This window comes from Paenibacillus sp. NRS-1760, assembly GCF_050467785.1.
Lineage (GTDB): Bacteria > Bacillota > Bacilli > Paenibacillales > Paenibacillaceae > Pristimantibacillus.
On record NZ_JBITPK010000015.1, the window covers coordinates 82,190 to 99,753 of the forward strand.

Annotated in this window: 13 protein-coding genes and 1 pseudogene; 12 read left to right on the plus strand and 2 right to left on the minus strand. The window is 45.4% G+C overall.

What is annotated here, in order from left to right; all coding sequences use genetic code 11:
- Positions 1-591 precede the first annotated feature (591 nt).
- The 9 genes from ACIFSR_RS24205 to ACIFSR_RS24245 all read left to right on the plus strand — a co-directional run bounded on the left by ACIFSR_RS24205 (position 592) and on the right by ACIFSR_RS24245 (position 12,449).
- Complete coding sequence (locus ACIFSR_RS24205; protein WP_430060579.1) at positions 592-1,812, plus strand: MFS transporter; 1,221 nt, start codon at positions 592-594, stop codon at positions 1,810-1,812.
- A 169-nt stretch (positions 1,813-1,981) separates the two neighbouring features.
- Positions 1,982-3,043, plus strand: coding sequence for a LacI family DNA-binding transcriptional regulator (locus ACIFSR_RS24210; RefSeq protein ID WP_339209769.1), 1,062 nt, complete (start codon positions 1,982-1,984; stop codon positions 3,041-3,043).
- Positions 3,044-3,327: 284 nt separating this feature from the next.
- Positions 3,328-6,132, plus strand: coding sequence for a beta-galactosidase (locus tag ACIFSR_RS24215; RefSeq protein ID WP_430060582.1), 2,805 nt, complete (start codon positions 3,328-3,330; stop codon positions 6,130-6,132).
- Between the two features lie 72 nt (positions 6,133-6,204).
- On the plus strand, positions 6,205-7,125 hold the full coding sequence (locus ACIFSR_RS24220) for an ABC transporter permease (RefSeq protein WP_076270425.1): 921 nt from the start codon (positions 6,205-6,207) through the stop codon (positions 7,123-7,125).
- 12 nt (positions 7,126-7,137) lie between these two features.
- Positions 7,138-8,049, plus strand: a complete 912-nt coding sequence (locus tag ACIFSR_RS24225; protein WP_076270355.1) for a carbohydrate ABC transporter permease — start codon at positions 7,138-7,140, stop codon at positions 8,047-8,049.
- Between the two features lie 75 nt (positions 8,050-8,124).
- Positions 8,125-9,741, plus strand: coding sequence for an ABC transporter substrate-binding protein (locus ACIFSR_RS24230; protein ID WP_339205210.1), 1,617 nt, complete (start codon positions 8,125-8,127; stop codon positions 9,739-9,741).
- A gap of 229 nt (positions 9,742-9,970) precedes the next feature.
- Entirely contained in the window at positions 9,971-10,732 is a 762-nt protein-coding gene (locus ACIFSR_RS24235; protein ID WP_339205209.1) for a sugar phosphate isomerase/epimerase family protein, read from the plus strand.
- A 27-nt stretch (positions 10,733-10,759) separates the two neighbouring features.
- Positions 10,760-11,407 (plus strand): ThuA domain-containing protein, encoded by a 648-nt coding sequence (locus tag ACIFSR_RS24240; RefSeq protein ID WP_339205208.1) that lies wholly within the window; start codon positions 10,760-10,762, stop codon positions 11,405-11,407.
- 52 nt (positions 11,408-11,459) lie between these two features.
- Entirely contained in the window at positions 11,460-12,449 is a 990-nt protein-coding gene (locus ACIFSR_RS24245) for a Gfo/Idh/MocA family protein (protein WP_430060587.1), read from the plus strand.
- 87 nt (positions 12,450-12,536) lie between these two features.
- Here the strand turns inward: ACIFSR_RS24245 and ACIFSR_RS24250 are convergent, their stop codons facing one another.
- Positions 12,537-13,163: an SGNH/GDSL hydrolase family protein gene (locus ACIFSR_RS24250; RefSeq protein ID WP_430060590.1), complete on the minus strand. Its 627-nt coding sequence runs from the start codon at positions 13,161-13,163 to the stop codon at positions 12,537-12,539.
- 411 nt (positions 13,164-13,574) lie between these two features.
- Between ACIFSR_RS24250 and ACIFSR_RS24255 the strand changes: the two genes are divergently transcribed.
- The 3 genes and pseudogenes from ACIFSR_RS24255 (at position 13,575) to ACIFSR_RS24265 (ending at position 16,751) form a co-directional block, all read left to right on the plus strand.
- The gene (locus ACIFSR_RS24255; RefSeq protein ID WP_076270361.1) at positions 13,575-13,769 is read left to right on the plus strand and encodes a hypothetical protein; all 195 of its coding nucleotides are present in this window, start codon (positions 13,575-13,577) and stop codon (positions 13,767-13,769) included.
- A 176-nt stretch (positions 13,770-13,945) separates the two neighbouring features.
- Positions 13,946-14,030, plus strand: a pseudogene (locus ACIFSR_RS24260) (DUF3934 family protein); the annotation flags it as partial.
- A 354-nt stretch (positions 14,031-14,384) separates the two neighbouring features.
- Positions 14,385-16,751, plus strand: coding sequence for an EAL domain-containing protein (locus ACIFSR_RS24265; RefSeq protein WP_430060593.1), 2,367 nt, complete (start codon positions 14,385-14,387; stop codon positions 16,749-16,751).
- Between the two features lie 65 nt (positions 16,752-16,816).
- Here ACIFSR_RS24265 and ACIFSR_RS24270 read toward each other — a convergent pair whose 3' ends face one another.
- Positions 16,817-17,461 carry a GntR family transcriptional regulator gene (locus ACIFSR_RS24270; protein WP_339205204.1) on the minus strand — a complete coding sequence of 215 codons (645 nt, stop codon included), beginning with the start codon at positions 17,459-17,461 and terminating at the stop codon, positions 16,817-16,819.
- Between the last annotated feature and the right edge of the window lie 103 nt (positions 17,462-17,564).

Sequence of the window (17,564 nt, forward strand, 5' to 3'; positions counted from 1 at the left end):
TTAGGTTTGTTGTCTGTAAGAACAAATATGCGCTTACAGAGTTACGGCAGCGTTTGTTCGAGCGGGAAATGGAGCAGTAAGCACGCATAGGTTCTTACAGCGAGAGAAAAGGCTAGGTTTGTTGTCTGTAAGAACAAATATGCGCTTACAGAGTTACGGCAGCGTTTGTTCGAGGTGGAAATCTCTCTGTAAGCATGCATAGGTTCTTAAAGCTGAAGAAAAGGTTAGGTTTGTTGTCTGTAAGAACAAATATGCGCTTACAGAGTTACAGCAGCGTTTGTTCGAGGTGGAAATGGAGCAGTAAGCACACATAGGTTCTAACTTTTGGGACACCCCTTCTGTTATTTGGTAATAAAATGGCGGCAGCTGATTATAGAGAGGCTGCCCTCTAGGTATTAAGATGCCATTTTCCAGACTGCCCCTCTAAGCGCAAATAACCTCGTTAACCATCATTTGACGTGGTTTGTCTCGGGTTTTCTTGTTTTTGCACCTTATAGTGGTTTTTGAACAAATGGTAAAGGAGGCGTATAGTGGTTAATAGTGTAAATGACACGGAAATTGCAAAGCAAGGCAGACTGGAGGTTGCCGAGTATGGAACCATGGAAGCGTACCATGTGGATTTTATGGTTCGGCGTTCTTTTTTGCAGCTCAAGCTATACGATGTCCGTACCGTTCCTGCCGCTATTTCTGTTCGATTTGGGGGTGCCGGAAAGCTCCGTCAACCTATGGGCTGGAATTGTGCATTCCTCAGCTTTCCTCGTCGGAGCAGTGATGGCTCCCTTATGGGGGATGCTTGCAGACAAGTATGGGAAGCGGAAAATGGTCATACGAGCAGGACTCAGCCTAGCTATTATTTATGCGCTGATCGCTTTTGTGCAAACGCCATGGCAGCTCGTCGGCGTGCGAATGCTGCATGGTTTTGTGGGTGGATTTGTTCCAGCATCGATGTCGATCGTAGCATCAGTTGCACCGAAGGAGAAGCTTGGCTGGAGCCTTGGCATGATGCAAGCGGGTACGATGACTGGCGGTATTCTCGGACCATTATTCGGCGGGCTGTTGGCTGAAGCATTTGGACTTCGCAGATCCTTTGTTGTCGCTGCGTTTATTATTTTAGCTGCGACAGTGGCGGTTATTGTATGGGTGAGGGAAGGAAAAGCGGACACATCTGAAGGGGCAGCGACCGGAACCAAAAAAGAAAAGCCAATCACTTATCGGATGGCTTTTCGCAATCGTGCACTCATGAGTATGCTGCTGCTGCTCGTTATCGTTCAGCTATCGATTAATATGATACAGCCGCTCATTACCCTTCATATTGCCAAGCTGCAAGGGGGGCTGCAAGGAGCGGAGCTGTCAGCTGGTTTTGTGCTCTCGCTTATCGGAATAGCAGGCATTTTGGCATCGCCACTTTGGGGAAGGCTTGGTGAGAAGAAGGGTTTCTACCGGATTCTCGTCGTATGCCTGTTCTGCGCGGGATCGATCATTAGCATGCAGTTTTTTGTACAACAATTATGGCTTTTCGCTATCGTGCAATTCGTATTCGGTTTATTTATGGCTGGCATAGCGCCTATCGTCAATACGCTGGTTGTCCAAAGCACAGATGAGCAGTTTAGAGGCAGATCATTTGGGCTAACAACAAGCGCAAATCAGTTCGGTGCGATGCTTGGTCCGCTCATCGGAGGTTTGTTAGGCCTGGCCGTAGGCATCCACTGGATCTTTGTCGCCACGGGGATGATTATGGCTGCAGCCGGCGTAAGCGTATGGATAAAGCGGAGACATGAGATGGTGAAAACGAAGACAGCCTATCGAGCGTAACTCGGAGAAAAGTGAATAAATAAGCGGCACAAGCCAAGCGGAGTCTAGGGGGAAGCGCTCTAGTTCCTCTTGGCTTTTGTTGTAAATAATAGGAAATGTTCGTTTCTATTTAAACAAAAGTCTGTTATTCTACTGAAGAATAGAACTTTGGACTGAGGAGTGAGCTGCTATCAAGCCGGTTACTGTATATGATATTGCTAGGGAAGCGAACGTCTCAGTAGCCACTGTGTCGCGCGTCATTAATAATACGGCTCCGGTAAAAAAGTCAACCAGAGAGCGAGTTATGGAGTTAATTGCGAAACATCAGTTTCAGCCAAATGCCATTGCAAGAAGCCTGTTTAAGAAGGAAACGGGAATGATTGGCGTTATTTTGCCAGATATTACGAACCCTTTTTTTCCAGAGGTTTTGTCAGGCTTGGATCAAGAAGCGCGCAGCAAAGGCTACACTTTTTTTCTATGCGATACGGTATCAACGAACGGAGATTCAGCAGAGCAATATGTGCGGGAGTCGCAATATTTGAGTATTTTGATGGAGAAGCAAGTAGACGGCATTGTGATGATAGGCGGACGAATTAACCTTGCTAAGCCAAGCAAAGATCTTGTAAGCGAAGTGGTTGAAGCTAGTAAACGCGTGCCGCTGCTGCTCATTAACGGCAATCTCCCCGGTGAAGGGATGACTCGTGTGTATGCCGATGAGCTGGAGGGCGCAGAGCTTGCGACACAGCATTTGATTGACTTAGGACATACGGATATTGCATTTGTTGGCGGGTACAAAAACATGTCCAACACGATTCAGCGTACTCGCGGTTTTGTGAAAACGATGGAGAAAAACGGAGTCCAAACTCGCAAGGAATGGATACGCGATGGCGGTTTTTCCGTTGAAGCGGGTAAGAAGCTAATGCATCAACTGCTGGAGCTGCCCGAGCGACCAACCGCTATATTTTGCGCGAACGATTTAGTAGCTATCGGCGTTATGAAAGTTGCTCACAAAGCAGGGCTTCGCGTACCGCAGGACCTATCGCTGATTGGGTTTGACGATATTCCTTATGCCTCGAACAGCATTCCAGAATTAACGACGATTTCTCTAAAATGTTATGAGGTAGGCCGGAACGCAGCGGAGCTGCTCCACCTAATGATTACGAAAAACAAAGTGAATAAGAGCACCAAATTAAGGCCGGAGCTCGTTGTAAGGGAGTCTACAGCTCCACCTTCAAAGCAAAATAATGCTTAAAATTGCGCTTTTAAATAATTATTGACAACGCTTACAATGTTGAATACAATCAAAATGTGAAAAGATAACAAGGTGTCACCTACAATAATGTAACCCGTTACATTTACAGCGAGATCGCTTCTCTCCAGAAGCTAACACATAAATACACATCAGCGAACCGTACAGAATTGCGTTCTGTTTATCCCGGTCATGACGTGTATTTATTTTTATCTAAAAATGTAACGGGTTACATGAAACGGGTTACACATTTCGGGTTTTTAGTCTAATTCGTTGGAGGTTTTGACATGGTCATGGACATTGGAGCGAAAGCAGCCGTGCGATTTGATGCGGATGCCGTGAAGATTCAGGAAACCCCTCATATTTTGCTATGTGCCTCGCTGTTTTACTTCCGTATTCCAAGCGCGCTTTGGAAGGAGAGGATGGAGCAGCTGAAGGCATTTGGGTATAACAGCATCGATGTGTATTTTCCATGGAACTATCATGAAACAGCTGAAGGAGAATGGGATTTTAGCGGAGAGCGTGACATTGCCGCATTCCTGACAACGGCTGCCGAAGTAGGACTATACGTCGTCGCAAGACCTGGCCCCTACATTTGCTCGGAGTGGGATGGAGGGGCACTTCCGGCTTATCTGCTTACGAAGGGACTGAAGCTTCGCGATAACGATGCTGAATTCCTCGGCTATGTTTCCAAATGGTTTGATCACATCCTGCCTTTGCTAAAGCAGAATCAAGCAGGTGAGGGCGGAACGGTAATCGGTGTTCAACTGGATAATGAGCTCGATTTCTATGATTGTCATGACCCCAAAGGATATATTAGTGCACTGCGCGATATGGTGCTTGATCACGGAATAACCGTGCCGCTGTTCGCTTGTGCTGGTCAGGGCGGCTTGCTGCAAGCATCGGGGCTCGCAGAGGATGTGGTGCCGACCTGTAATTTCTATCCAGATAATCGGGAGGCTGAATTTGAAGACAAGGTGCTTCACTACAGTGGAACCTTAGCTAAACTAGGTTATCCGCTGCTCGTAACGGAGACGAACCGGGCACATTACCTCCTACGTAGATTGCTCTCCTGCGGCGCCAAGCTGCTCGGTCCGTATTTGCAGGTATCGGGAACGGATTTTGGCTTCACGAATGCGACGAACAATTGGGGCAAGCCGCTAGCGTTTATGACGTCGGACTATGATTTTGGCGGCATGATTTCTCCTGAAGGGCATATCCGCGAGGAAGCGTATGAAGGCAGGCTGCTTGGACGGATGATTGCAGCTTACGGTACTCCGCTTGCTGAGGCAGAAAGCCAAGGCTTAAGCACGGATTGGAAGCTGATTGGACAAAGCGTTAGAGTTGTTGGCCCCTATGCCCTGCAGTTAAAGGGCGGCGGAAAACTCCTATTTGTTACGAATTTAGATGATCAAGATAAAGAACTAGCCATCGTGATGGAGAATGATACGAATACAAAAGCTGCGAGCAGCTTTAAGCTCAAATCGGGCAGGTCGCTGGCGCTGCCTTCTCAAGTTCCTCTACAGCATTGGGGAGTAGAAGGATCACTAGAGAGCTCGACAGCGGAGCTATATATGGCAGAAACAAATGATACAGGTGCAAGTCTCGCTTTTCATACAGAAGGTTATGGTGAAATTGTATTGCTGCTAGATGCAGCGGTGGATATGAAAGCTCTGAATGCAACTGTGGAAACGATAGAGGGAGGCAAGGTTAGGATCGCCTTTGAAGGTAAAGAAGATAGCGTCTGTTCCATTATTACTTCGGATGGGCATACGTTGAAGCTATTTATTACAGACAGAATGAAAGCGCTTTATTCAGAAGGGTTAAACGATGCTGATGACACCATTAATCATGGCAAGCCGCTCCATTACTCGGATCGCACTGAAATGGCTGCTGCTGAGTGGCGCCTAAATCTTTTTGATGCGGCATCACCTATGAATAAAAAGGATAAGAGAGGCCCATCCGCTTCAAGAAAAGCAGATTACTTAGAACAGCATGAAATTTACCGAGGGTATGCTTGGTATGAAGCGATGGTTCGACTGCCTGAAGACAAAGCGGTAAAAGGTATTCTTATTCGCTCAGGCAGTGATGTTGTGTCGCTGTATGCGGGAGGAGAATACGCGGGAACGGCAGTGGCTGGGGGAGGCAGTTCTTATCTTCATTTAAGCAATGGCCTACAAGATGGAAAGCTGCTTGCCAGAGTGGAGATATGGGGACATTCGAACTTTGACGATGCTAGGCTTCCCGGGCTTCGATTGCATGCGATGAAGGGGATTAAAGGACTGTCAGCCATTACAGAGGTTAGAGACCTTAGCCGTAACTGGAGTGTTTACCGGGCTGCGGATCGGATTTTGCGCAAGGAGCTGATCGAGTCGCCTGATAGCAGCATGTGGCCGATCGTTAACTTTGGCGGCTGGATGTCTCCTGATCATCCGGCTTTCGAATATTACCGAAAAACATTCCGTGCATCGGAAGCGGCAGACTCGTGGACGCTGCATTTCCAAGGCATTCAATCACTTGCTCGGCTCTTTGTAAACGGAAAGGAAATAGGCGAGGTGCATCCGTTTGATCCATACTTTAATATCTCTGAGCATGTGACGGCAGGGCAATCCGTAGAGCTTACTGTATTCGTTGAGAGGGTGCTCGGTTTACCATCCGGGCAGGTTTACTTGTATGAAGGCCAAGAGGCCGACAACTTTGCAGTTTATGCGGCAGAGGAGGAAGCGCTTCTAGAGCATGCGGTAAGCTTGCGGTCGCAAAGCGGAACAACCGAATTCCCCATCTCATTGGAGCCAGGTGAAACCGCATGGCTGTATGCGACTACCGTGAATTCAGAAGCAGGCAAAGGCTGGAGAGCGAAGATTTCCGGCACTAGCCTTAAAATGACAGTGTTTCTGGAAGGAAGGATCGTTGGACGACTATGGCTGCCAAGCCAAGCGAGCAGGCCTGTCATGTCAGGCGGAAGCCCGGATTCCTTTTACTTGCCGGGAGCTTGGTATGAGGGCGGAGAAGGAAGCTTAACGATACTGCTGGAAGCGGTTGATCAAGAGAAGCAAGGGCGTTTGGAAGCAATTCAATTCATATCCGTCTAGCAATGACGACAAGGGGGAAGAAGGATGGAAACGACCATAGTCGAGCGGGCTCCCCAAAGGAAGCAGAAGCGAATGAGCAGCGGCAAGCTTAGACGATTTTGGAACAACAAAACGTTATTAATCATGTGTTTGCCGGCCATCGCTTTCTTTCTTATATTCGCTTACTTGCCGATGCCCGGCTTGTATCTAGCTTTTATTAATTACAACTACTCCGATGGCATCTTCAAAAGCCCGTTTGTTGCATTTGACAACTTTCGCTTTCTCGTCATGAATGGTGATCTATGGCGGCTCTCATTTAATACGGTAGCTTACAATTTGGTATTCATCGTGCTGGGAAATGTCATGCAAATTTTTGTAGCTATTCTATTGAATGAGATTCGGCGCAAATGGTTCAAGAAGATCACGCAAACGCTTATGTTTTTACCTCACTTTATATCAGCCGTTCTAATCGGGCTTATCGCCTACAACATCTTGAGCTATGACTACGGCTTATTGAACAGCTTGCTGGAATCGTTAGGCATGGAGCCTGTCAAAACCTATTCTGATCCGAAAATATGGCCGTTTATCATCGTACTCACCTACCTATGGCAGTCCACTGGATACGGTTCGATCATTTATTTTGCAGCCATCATGGGGCTGGACAACGAAATTATCGAAGCATCCGAAATTGACGGCGCCAATGCCTTCCAACGCATTATTTACATCGTGCTTCCTTGGCTAAAGCCAACGTTCATCATCTTGATGCTGTTCTCGCTCGGCGGCATTCTTAAAGGCAACTTCGGTTTGTTTTTCAACTTAGTAGGCGCAAACAACACAGCCCTATATCCAACAACGGATATTATCGAGACTTACGTATTCCGTGCCCTGATGACAAACTTCAACTTCTCACTTGGCAGCGCAGTAAGCTTATATCAATCCTTGTTCGGTTTTGTAGTCGTCTTAACAGCCAACTGGCTTGTGAAGAAGGCCTCGCCTGAAAACTCGTTATTTTAGGAGGTGTCACATATGGAAAATAGGGATGAATCACGCAGCATTCGGACAGACATAAGTGGCATCATCGTCAAAGGTTTTGGTTATCTTTTCATTACATGTTTTTCGATATGCTGTTTATTGCCCTTCTTGCTCGTGCTTGGCACCTCATTGACAGCAGAAGGCACGATTAAGAAGTACGGCTTCAACTTGTGGCCGCGCGATTTTAGCACCTTTGCCTACAAAATCGTGTTCGAAAACCCCGATCTCATTATTGGCTCCTACCTTGTCACGATGGGAATCACCATTGTTGGAACGGTCTTTGGTCTCTTCCTCGTGGCGATGACGGGTTATGCACTGCAGCGCCCAGACTTCGGCTATCGAAATGGCATTTCGTTTTTCATTTATTTCACGACGCTGTTCTCCGGCGGTCTTGTGCCCTTTTACTTGCTGATGACGCAATATTTGACGCTGAAGGACAATTATCTTGCTATCCTTCTTCCGGGACTGCTTAGTCCCTTTCTCATCATCATGATGAAAAGCTTCGTTCGTTCAATCCCGCATGCCATTACCGAATCAGCGAAGATCGATGGAGCAGGCGACTTTACCATTTTTCTAAAGCTGATTTTGCCAATGACTACGCCGGCGTTAGCAACCATCGGGCTGTTTATCGCCCTTGGCTACTGGAATGAGTGGTACAACTCGATGCTGTTCCTCTCGGCGGACATGAAGTACAGGCCGCTTCAGCTGTTTTTGTACAATGTGGTAACCAGCGCTGACTTTATCCGCAATTCGTCCGCTGCATCTAATGTGCAGCTTCGTGATATGCCGCTGGAATCGATGAAGATGGCTACCGCGGTGGTTGCGACCGGCCCTGTCATTTTGTTCTACCCATTCGTGCAACGGTATTTCATTAAGGGAATTACAGTAGGTGCTGTAAAAGGCTGATGTGCCGCAGGCCTGCAAGGGTCTCTTCACATAAAGGGCGAAGCCCGAATCATGAAAACAAAGGGGAGAAGTGAGATGTCGAACGTCAAGAAGATTTCCGCTCTGCTAATCGCTGTAATGATGATCATCAGCCTTGCGGCCTGTTCCGGCAGCAACGGAGATAAAAAGGAAAGCGGCAATAAAGGGAGTACGAACACGGAAAACGGCAATAAGGGGAGCACGAACACGGAAGATGGTAATAAAGCAGCTGATACGTCCAAATTCGTAAAAATCAGCTATGTCGTACTTGGCGATAAGCCGAAAAACGGTCAGTTCGAGAAGGTGCTGGCTGAGGTTAATAAACTGATGAAGGAAAAAATCAACGCCGAGCTGGAGTGGAAATGGGTCGAGTGGGCAGATTGGCAGACGAAATACAATTTGCTGCTGGCATCCGGCGAAGCGGTGGATTTGATTACGATTGGTACGGACTGGCTTGATACATGGGGCAATGCACAGCGTGGCGCGTTTATGAATTTGAATGATTTATTGCCGCAATATGCGCCGCAAACCTGGAATTCAATTCCTGAAGAGGACTGGTCGGAGAGCAAATATAAAGGGAATATCGTTCTGATTCCAGAAAATGATTACACACAGTGGGTTAACCATGGCTTCTTCTACCGTGGAGATTGGGCGAAGGAAGCGGGCATAACGGATCCAATTAAAGACTGGGAAGGCATTGGCAAATACCTTCAATATATTAAAGATAACAAAGAAGGCGTCATTCCTTGGGATGCTGTTGCAGCAACAAGCACATTTGGCGGGTATGCAGCGTCCTATACGGATCAATTAGAGCTTCCAATTTCAACGGGCTATTTGCCAGTGTACACGACCAAATCATTTGAAGAGAAATATACGGTAGTGAGCCCTGTATTCGAAGACACATTCCTTAATTTCGCAACGTTAATGAAGGAATGGGCAGATAAAGGCTACTGGCGCGAGGATGTGCTGAACAACAAAAACGACAACCGCTCCGCACTGCGCGCTGGATTGTCGGGACTAGATCAGCATCATACACAAACGTTTGGCGGGCTGCGCGTTAATATGGATAAGGATCAACCCGGCTCTGAGCTGCAAATGTTCCCATTTGCTCGTACAGGCGGCAATAACTTGACGGAGCTCTCCATCACGCACGGAGGAACATCGCTTGGAGCGCACAGCAAAAACCCTGAGCGCGCTTTAATGGCTTATGATTTAATTCGCAATGACGAGCAAATTTATCATTTGATCAACTACGGCTTGGAAGGCGTTCAATACGAAGTGAAAGACGGCAAACGCCAACAGCCAGCAGCCTACAACGAGGCTAAGGATTCATTTTATTCGGATTTCTGGGGTGGACGTGTCGACAAGTTCGAAATTCCGAGCGTAACAACTTGGGATCAGCTCGAAGAAACGTTGTATGCGGAATATGACAAAATCAAAAAGCCTTACCCTTACGGCCAATTTGTATTTGATAAAACGCCGGTAGAAGCTGAATTAACGGCGATTACACAGGTTTCGGGCGAGATGGGGCCAGCGATTACGTATGGTAAAGCAGGAGACCCGGCTCAAGCCGTAGAGCAATTCCGCAGCAAGCTGAAAACAGCTGGCTACGACAAGGTGCTTGCAGAATTGCAGCGCCAAATGGATGCTTACAAGAAGCTGATCGAAGGTTAACGAATAGATAGTTTGCGAAGCGCAATAGGGGTTTCCAAGCACGAAAGTGCGGGGCTCCTGTTGCGCTTTTTTCAACACCTTTAAAAGAAAAGCGTCCTTTTGGTCAATTATAATCAATTGGCGGGGTATGCTTGGTTAACCTCAGTAAAGTAGCGCTTTCATTAATAATGCTACAATTAATCTATAACCATGTAAGCTAACCCAAATCTATGATAAAGGCGGCGAAGAAATGAATTTATCAAATATTGCAGTACAGTTGTATACTTTGCGTGACTATTGCCAGAATGAAGCGGATTTGGAGCAGACGCTGCGCAAGGTAAGGGAAATAGGTTATGAAGCGGTTCAAGTATCGGGAATAGGCCCTATTGCTCCAGAAAGAGTGAAGCAATTAGCAGATGCTGAAGGGCTTCGTATTTGTGCAACGCATGTAAGTCTGGATTCTATGGTCAATGACTTTGACAATACCGTGCAAATGCATAAGCTGTGGAACTGTAAGTATGTTGGGTTAGGCTCTATTCCGGATGAATACCGCACTAGCGGGGAGGGCTATTCCACTTTTGCGAAGCAAGCGACAGAAATTGGAAGAAAACTGAAGGAGCATGACTTGCAGTTTATTTATCATAATCATCAGTTTGAGTACCAGAAGTTTGCAGGCAGAACAGGAATGGATATTTTGCAGCAAGAAAGTGACCCGTCTGCAGTTGGATTCGAGCTCGACACCTATTGGGTACATGTTGGCGGAGTAAATCCGGTGGATGCGATTCATCAGGTTAAAGGCCGGATGGGTGTTGTTCATCTCAAAGATTTGGAAATCGTTGATTATAAGCAAGTGTTCGCTGAAATTGGCGAAGGAAACTTAAATTTCAAAGCGATTATTGAAGCATGCAGAGAGATTGGAGTAGAGTGGTATGTAGTCGAGCAGGATGTATGCAGACGTGATCCGTTTGAGAGCTTGGCTATTAGCTTTAACAATTTAAAACAATTTCTATAGGAGCAGTGCTAATATAGAAGCGAGAGGATGATAGAGATGAAAATCGGCATCATTTGCGACGATTATTGGCACCCGGGCAAGCTGATCAAGGAAGGCTTGGAGCCGCTCGGCAAGCAAGGTTTTCAGCTCGATTATACCCAGCATGCATCAGAATGGTCGCGAGGGTGGATGGATCAGCAGGATGTGGTTGTGCTTGCCAAGTCGAACCAAGTGTCGTCAACAGATACAACGCCTTGGCTCACTGAGGAGATTCAGCTGCAATTCCAGAGCTATGTTGAGCAAGGAAAAGGATTGCTGGTGCTGCATGCAGGAACGGTGGGCTATCGTGATGAGTCTGTTTTCTTTGAGCTTGTAGGCGGGGTATTCCAGCATCATCCGGCCGCTTGTTCCGTTACGATCGTTCATAAGGACGAAACGCCATGGGACAAGGCGCATGCACAGGACTTTACGGTACATGACGAGCATTATTTTATGGAGGTTATCGACGAGCGCATTCAAGTGTTGATGACTTCGGAGTCAGAGCACGGCACGCAGCCAGCGGGCTGGATAAGGGAGCAAGGTGAAGGAAGAGTTTGCGTGCTTACACCAGGGCATCTCTTATCCGTGCTGCAGATGGAAGAGTATCAAGCAACGATAAAACAGGCTTTGAGATGGTGTGGTGGAAGCGACCAATAATAGGGAGCAAACAACAAATGTGCATTTTTTATTCAGAGGAGTGAATAAGGATATGTCGGTACAAACAATGAAATGGGGCATCTTGGGTCCGGGCTGGATTTCCTCAAAGTTTGTTAAAGATTTAGCATTTGCAGAGGGCGCGGAGCTAGTCGCTGTTGGTGGGAGAAACCTGGAGAAGGCAGAGCGTTTTGCCAAAGAGTATAATATCCCACGCGCTTATGGCAGCATTGAAGAGCTGACGCAAGATTCCGAGATCGATATTGTTTATGTGGGCACGCTGCATCCCATCCATAAAGAAAATGTGCTCGCCCTATTGCGTGCTGGCAAAGCTGTCATTTGCGAGAAGCCATTCACAATGAATGCGGCGGAAGCAAGAGAAATCATTACATTAGCCAGAGAAAAACGAGTATTTCTTATGGAAGCGATGTGGACACGGTTTTTACCGCCAATCCTTAAGGTTATGGAATGGATTGCGGATGGTAAAATCGGAGAAGTGCGAATGCTTAAAGCTGACTTTGGCTTTGATATCGGCTGGGCGCCGGAAAGCCGTCTGCTTGATCCTGCGCTGGGCGGCGGGGCACTGCTGGATGCTGGTATTTATCCCGTTTCCTTCGCATCATTAATTTTCGGCGGGGCGCCATCCAAAATTCTGAGCAGTGCTCGTCTTGGCGAGACGGGAGTAGACGAGCAGTTTTCATTGTTGTTTGAATATGAAGGTGGACGTACTGCATCGCTGAATGGAGCGGTACAGCTGGAAATGGTTAATGATGCTTATATTTATGGAACGAAGGGGCATATTCATGTGCCAAACTTCTTGTTCGGTAAATCAGCATATTTGCACCCGAAACAGGGTGCTGCAGAGTCGATCGAGGACGACCGTGAAGCAGAGGGTTATTCATTTGAAGCTGAGGAAGCGATGAATGCGCTCCGTGAGGGAAGGCTCGAAAGTTCAATCATTCCGCTGGATGAGACGCTAGCAATCATGGAGACGCTGGATACGATCAGGAAGCAGTGGGGTCTTCGTTACCCTGCTGATGAATAATTACTAAAAGAAAGGAGTAGGCTGCGTATTCGCCTACTCCTTTCTTTATCAGTATCGCTGTCTCTAAGCAGAAGCCTTCTAAATCGCTTATGCTTTGACCGCTTGAAGCCATGCTTCAGCAATGAGTGCGGCACCAGCAGGAGACGGGTGAACACCGTCGGGAGCCCAATAAGCCGGTCCTGTCTGTGTTGCAGCCTGTGCGAACAAACCATCAAGCGGAACATAAATGGCTTTAAATTCTCCAGCGAGCTCGCGGACAGCTTGAATTTTTGGATCAAGATCTTCACGCCATTGCTTCTGGCTATCATTTACTGGAAGCACGAAAGGCTCGACTAGAACAAGCTTAATGTTCAACTGCTCCTTTGCTCTGCTCAGCAAGCGGCGGTAAGTGGTATAGTATTCCTCCGTGCTAAGTGGATCGTTATTGTCATAGCGGCGCCAAGTATCATTAATGCCTACATAAACAGACAACAGGCTTGGTTTCAAATCAAGGCAATCCACTTCCCATCTCCGCTCCAAATCAATGACACGGTCACCCGATATCCCGCGGTTCAGAAACGTAGCTTGTTTCTCAGGATATTTACTCGTAAACAAAGACGTTACAAGATTTGCATAACCCGATCCTAGATTTGCCCAGTCATTTCGGTTGCGGCCAGCATCCGTGATGCTGTCGCCTTGAAATAGAACAATTGCGTTTTGATCGATTAATGTCATTTTTTAGGCCTCCAATGAGTTCAAATACTAGTCTTCATAAGATAAAACATGTCTTGAAGCGGGATAGCTGTGAGCGCTTTCTATTTGTCAGCAAATTCATAATACAAAGGATTCCATTCTCTGGTCAATAAGCAGCTGTTTTTTTCTTCCATAAAATAAGAAACAATTATAACTGAAGTTTCTATTTAACTTTTCTGTTATTTCCTATTTAATAGTATAGAGAAGGATAAATAGATTGGGGCAGCATTTGTTAATGGTGCGTAAACATTTTTGGGAATATTCAGAAAACTTTAAAATATACTATAAACGATAAGAACAGAAACAGCTAGAATGATTTTATGTTTTTCCTCCTATTTTTTTCATAAAATCTTAATGTTCTTGCTCTATAATCGAATTAAGGGAGTGATGGGAATGATCTCTTCTTACTTCAATGAATGGCTGGATGAATATAATGATTATATGAGATTATACACGCTTTTTGGCGACGAGTATTACCTCGAACAAGCTGGTGAAGCGTTAGCTGCGCTAAAGGCTTTGGTCCTTAGAGCTGAGCGCCATAAAAATATTCTTCGGAAAATCATGAGCGATAAGGTTCATGTTTATTAAGAATAACAAACGAAGAGCATAACGAAATTTAAAATTTAAAAGCCATCATAAGAATCCAAGTGCAGGATTAATGGTATACTGATAAGTAATGATAACGAGGAACAAGATTCTGATAGATGCTTTAGCTGCATTTTATGAGGTTTAACTCGGCATAGAAGACATGATGGAGTGATAATATGAGTAGTACAAAGGGTAAAGGCGGGACCGGCAGAGGAACGGACAAAAAAGGCTGGAATCGTTGGCAAGCAGGGGAAAAGAAGAAGTTAGCGAAAAAGGTATTTGGCAGAAACCAAGGTGCTAAAGGCGCTGAAGGTGAAAAAGGTAAAACGGACGATAAAAATACGCCTAATGCTAAAAGCGCTAACATGACTAAAGGCAGTACCGCATTTAAAGGTGGAAGCGCGGCTAAGGGCAGAAAATAGAAATAACAAAGAGCAGCCTGCGCGTGAGCCATGGCGCACTTATGAAACGAAAGACGGTTAGACAGGGAAGCTCTCTGTTTAGCCGTCTTTTTCTCGTTGTCCTGCCGATATTTAAGTTTTATAATGGTACTATTGCTTGGATAAAAATGTGAATTGTATTTTTGAATAATGTTCAGCGAGGTGGCTTCATCATATGAGTGACTATCAATCCATAATGCTTCTGCTCTTCTTTATCTTTCCCGTCATGTATATGATTGACACCGCTTTAGTTATTATAAGACGAAACGCTAAGCATATTGAGAATCGTCTTGCCTTTCTTACCATTTGTTTGCTGGCGAGCATGATTTTTTTTCAATACCTCGAGCAGCTGTTATCTGCCGAGTATGCGCTGAATATTTCTGCTTATATGGTTTACCCAGCTTCTATAGCCGCGGTAAGCATGAGCGTTTTGCTTCATCTTACGGCAACAAACAGTTATCATCGGCTTTCTCGATGGAGCACCATAGGTATAGCTTTTATACCATTTATAATGTATTTTCTGCTTCTAGCCATAAGAGGAAGAGAATATTTGCTTGAAGGGGTTCGTATAGAAGGTTTTTGGAAGCAAATCGAAGTTGCTCCAGCTATGACTGTTATTTATGGTTTTTTGGTCATGTATTCATTGCTTAATATAGCTATTTGTTTATTAGCCCATTATAAAGCGAATAATAACGTAGATCGGAAACGGTTTATGGTGCTGTTTAAGGCCAATCTATTTTACCAGTTGGCGACGATCGGGGTCTTAATTGTATATACTGCTTTCTCGCCCTATGTTTATATTTCAGATTCAGTCATTTTTTTGACAACTATAATATGGAGTATTTCACTTCGTGTCTATATGAAAAATGATTTCTTGCCTTCTACATCCAAAAAATATGAGCTGCTTTATCATTTTTCCCCAACCGCCATCATTATGATCGACAAAAATATGATCATGAAGGAAGTTAATCCAGGTGCGCTTCGTATACTTGGATTTGAGAAGGAAGAAGAGCTGGAAAATCGCTCTTTATCTGAATTCATCGTTATGAACGAACGCAAAGACATGGAGGAAGCCTTTGCTGCTTCCTTTCCGAAGGATGCATGGAGAAACCGTGAGCTGACCATAGTGAATCGAAAAGGCCAGAAACGTGCGATTTTGGCTGATACGGAAATGATGGCTGAGGGCAAGGATTGGTTTTTGTTAATGGTCATTCGGGATATTACGCAGCAGCAGGAAGAGTCGCGTCTCATTCATTTTTTGGCACATCACGATACATTGACTAAGCTGCCCAACCGCTATCATTTTAATCGAGAGCTGGAAGCTTCGTTGAAAGCTGTGAAATCATCAAAAGCGCTGCTCGGAGTCATGCTTATCGATTTGGATCGCTTTAAGCTGATAAACGATACGCTTGGACATCAGTTTGGTGATCAGGCTTTAATTGACGTAGCTCAGCGCCTGCGTCAAAACGTAGACCATCGTCATTTGCTGGCCCGTCTGGGCGGAGATGAATTTATTATTTTAATTAAAGAAGCGGAAGAATATGATGAGATCGTGTCGCTTGCCGAAAACATTCATCTAGCCTTTCAGCTGCCGATTACGCTTCAAGGGCAAGATTTCTACTTAGGCGGCAGCATTGGAATTAGTGTCCATCCATTCGATGATGACAGCTCTGATGGGCTTATCAAGAGGGCAGACATTGCCATGTACAATGCGAAACATAGCGGAGGCAATCAGTATCGGTTATATACGAATGAGATGATTGCTCTAGTACAGCGTGACGTCAAGCTGGAGAAGCATCTTCGCAAAGCACTGAAACGCAAGGAATTTGTTCTCCATTATCAGCCGCAGATTAATTTGGCAAGCGGACAGCTGATAGGGGCAGAGGCGCTTATTCGCTGGCAATCGGTAGAGCTTGGCATGGTGCATCCAGGAGAATTTATCACGCTGGCAGAGCAAACGGGATTAATTAATGAAATTGGACAATGGGTTATTGCGGAGGCTTGTCAGCAGGGTAAACTGTGGCAGGAGCAAGGCTGGAATGATTTTATGCTATCGGTGAACGTTTCGTCGAGACAATTCATGCAGCCTGATTTCGTAAACAAGGTTCAGGAGATTTTGCGCAGCAGTGGCTTGGAGCCTGATCGGTTATGCTTGGAGATTACGGAGAGTATGGTCGTTAATAATTTAAATGTAGCTAGAAAAATGCTCGATGAGCTTGTTGCTTTAGGTATACATATCGCCATTGATGATTTTGGGACAGGCTATTCCTCATTAAGTGTGCTAAGGCAGCTGCCGATTGCTATTATCAAAATTGACCGCTCCTTTATTACAGACATGGATGCCTATCAAGGCGGCTTATCTATCGTAAAGACGATTGTGTCGATGGGGCATGACCTGCAAAAGCAGGTGGTTGCGGAGGGCGTAGAAACATTGGATCAATATGAACAGCTAAAGCAGCTTGGCTGCGACAAGGCGCAGGGTTATTACTATCATAAGCCGCTCCCATTGCTAGAGTTTAATAAACTATTAATCGCTAGGTGATAGGTTCGGAAGTACATAAACGAAGGCTGCCAGCTTCAAGCTGGTAGCCTTTTTTTTGTATGGCATTAGAGCATCTCGGTATCAATAATGCGCCAGTGATGCTTAAGTGTAGCTTCCAAGGCTTCTTTATCCTTCTCTTTGAACAAGTTAAGAATTTTTCGATGCTCCGCATTTACTTGCTTTAGCACGTTTGCGAGCTTTGGTTTGTCTTCACTTGCATAGGATTGACGAATAAAGCTGTTTTTTAATGAATTCAACGTTTCAATTAATACTGGATTATCGCATTTTTTTATATAAATATCATGGAAGTTGTATTGGTCCATATGATAATCGGAGAAATACAGCTTGCTAATATCAAGATCAATTTTGTCGACAAGCCTTTCCATTTCGATGAAGTCAGGCTGCTGAAGTAAATCAATGCACAAGGTAGCAGCGAGTGCATCCAACACTCCAATAATTCGGGAAAAATCGAGTTTTTTCTTGGAATCGAAGGCTTTGACAGTGAAGCCGCGTCTAGGTAAATAATCTAGGAGATTGTCGGAGGATAGTTGAAATAATGCTTCTCTGGTAGGCGTACGGCTTATATCTAGTTTTTTGCAAATTTCAGCTTCATTAACTTTTTGATTCGGCAGTAATGTGCCATCTTGGATTTTTTGAGCGATATACTCGTAAACATGGTCTTTTAACGATTGGTATTTAGGTGATTGCATGTAGGTTCCCCTGTTCTAACTTACTTTAATGAGGTGAAGTTGTTTGCTGTATAACTTTTATATGGGATAGATAAATGGCTTAGGTGAATGATCATGCATTCGT

Excerpts from the sequence above, each read along its gene's own strand:
- ACIFSR_RS24270 (WP_339205204.1), bottom strand. The coding sequence starts at position 17,461 with ATGCAATCACCTAAATACCAATCGTTAAAAGACCATGTTTACGAGTAT.
- ACIFSR_RS24230 (WP_339205210.1), top strand. The coding sequence starts at position 8,125 with ATGTCGAACGTCAAGAAGATTTCCGCTCTGCTAATCGCTGTAATGATG.
- ACIFSR_RS24265 (WP_430060593.1), top strand. The coding sequence starts at position 14,385 with ATGAGTGACTATCAATCCATAATGCTTCTGCTCTTCTTTATCTTTCCC.
- ACIFSR_RS24215 (WP_430060582.1), top strand. The coding sequence starts at position 3,328 with ATGGTCATGGACATTGGAGCGAAAGCAGCCGTGCGATTTGATGCGGAT.
- ACIFSR_RS24245 (WP_430060587.1), top strand. The coding sequence starts at position 11,460 with ATGTCGGTACAAACAATGAAATGGGGCATCTTGGGTCCGGGCTGGATT.
- ACIFSR_RS24220 (WP_076270425.1), top strand. The coding sequence starts at position 6,205 with ATGAGCAGCGGCAAGCTTAGACGATTTTGGAACAACAAAACGTTATTA.
- ACIFSR_RS24235 (WP_339205209.1), top strand. The coding sequence starts at position 9,971 with ATGAATTTATCAAATATTGCAGTACAGTTGTATACTTTGCGTGACTAT.
- ACIFSR_RS24240 (WP_339205208.1), top strand. The coding sequence starts at position 10,760 with ATGATAGAGATGAAAATCGGCATCATTTGCGACGATTATTGGCACCCG.
- ACIFSR_RS24225 (WP_076270355.1), top strand. The coding sequence starts at position 7,138 with ATGGAAAATAGGGATGAATCACGCAGCATTCGGACAGACATAAGTGGC.
- ACIFSR_RS24205 (WP_430060579.1), top strand. The coding sequence starts at position 592 with ATGGAACCATGGAAGCGTACCATGTGGATTTTATGGTTCGGCGTTCTT.
- ACIFSR_RS24250 (WP_430060590.1), bottom strand. The coding sequence starts at position 13,163 with ATGACATTAATCGATCAAAACGCAATTGTTCTATTTCAAGGCGACAGC.
- ACIFSR_RS24255 (WP_076270361.1), top strand. The coding sequence starts at position 13,575 with ATGATCTCTTCTTACTTCAATGAATGGCTGGATGAATATAATGATTAT.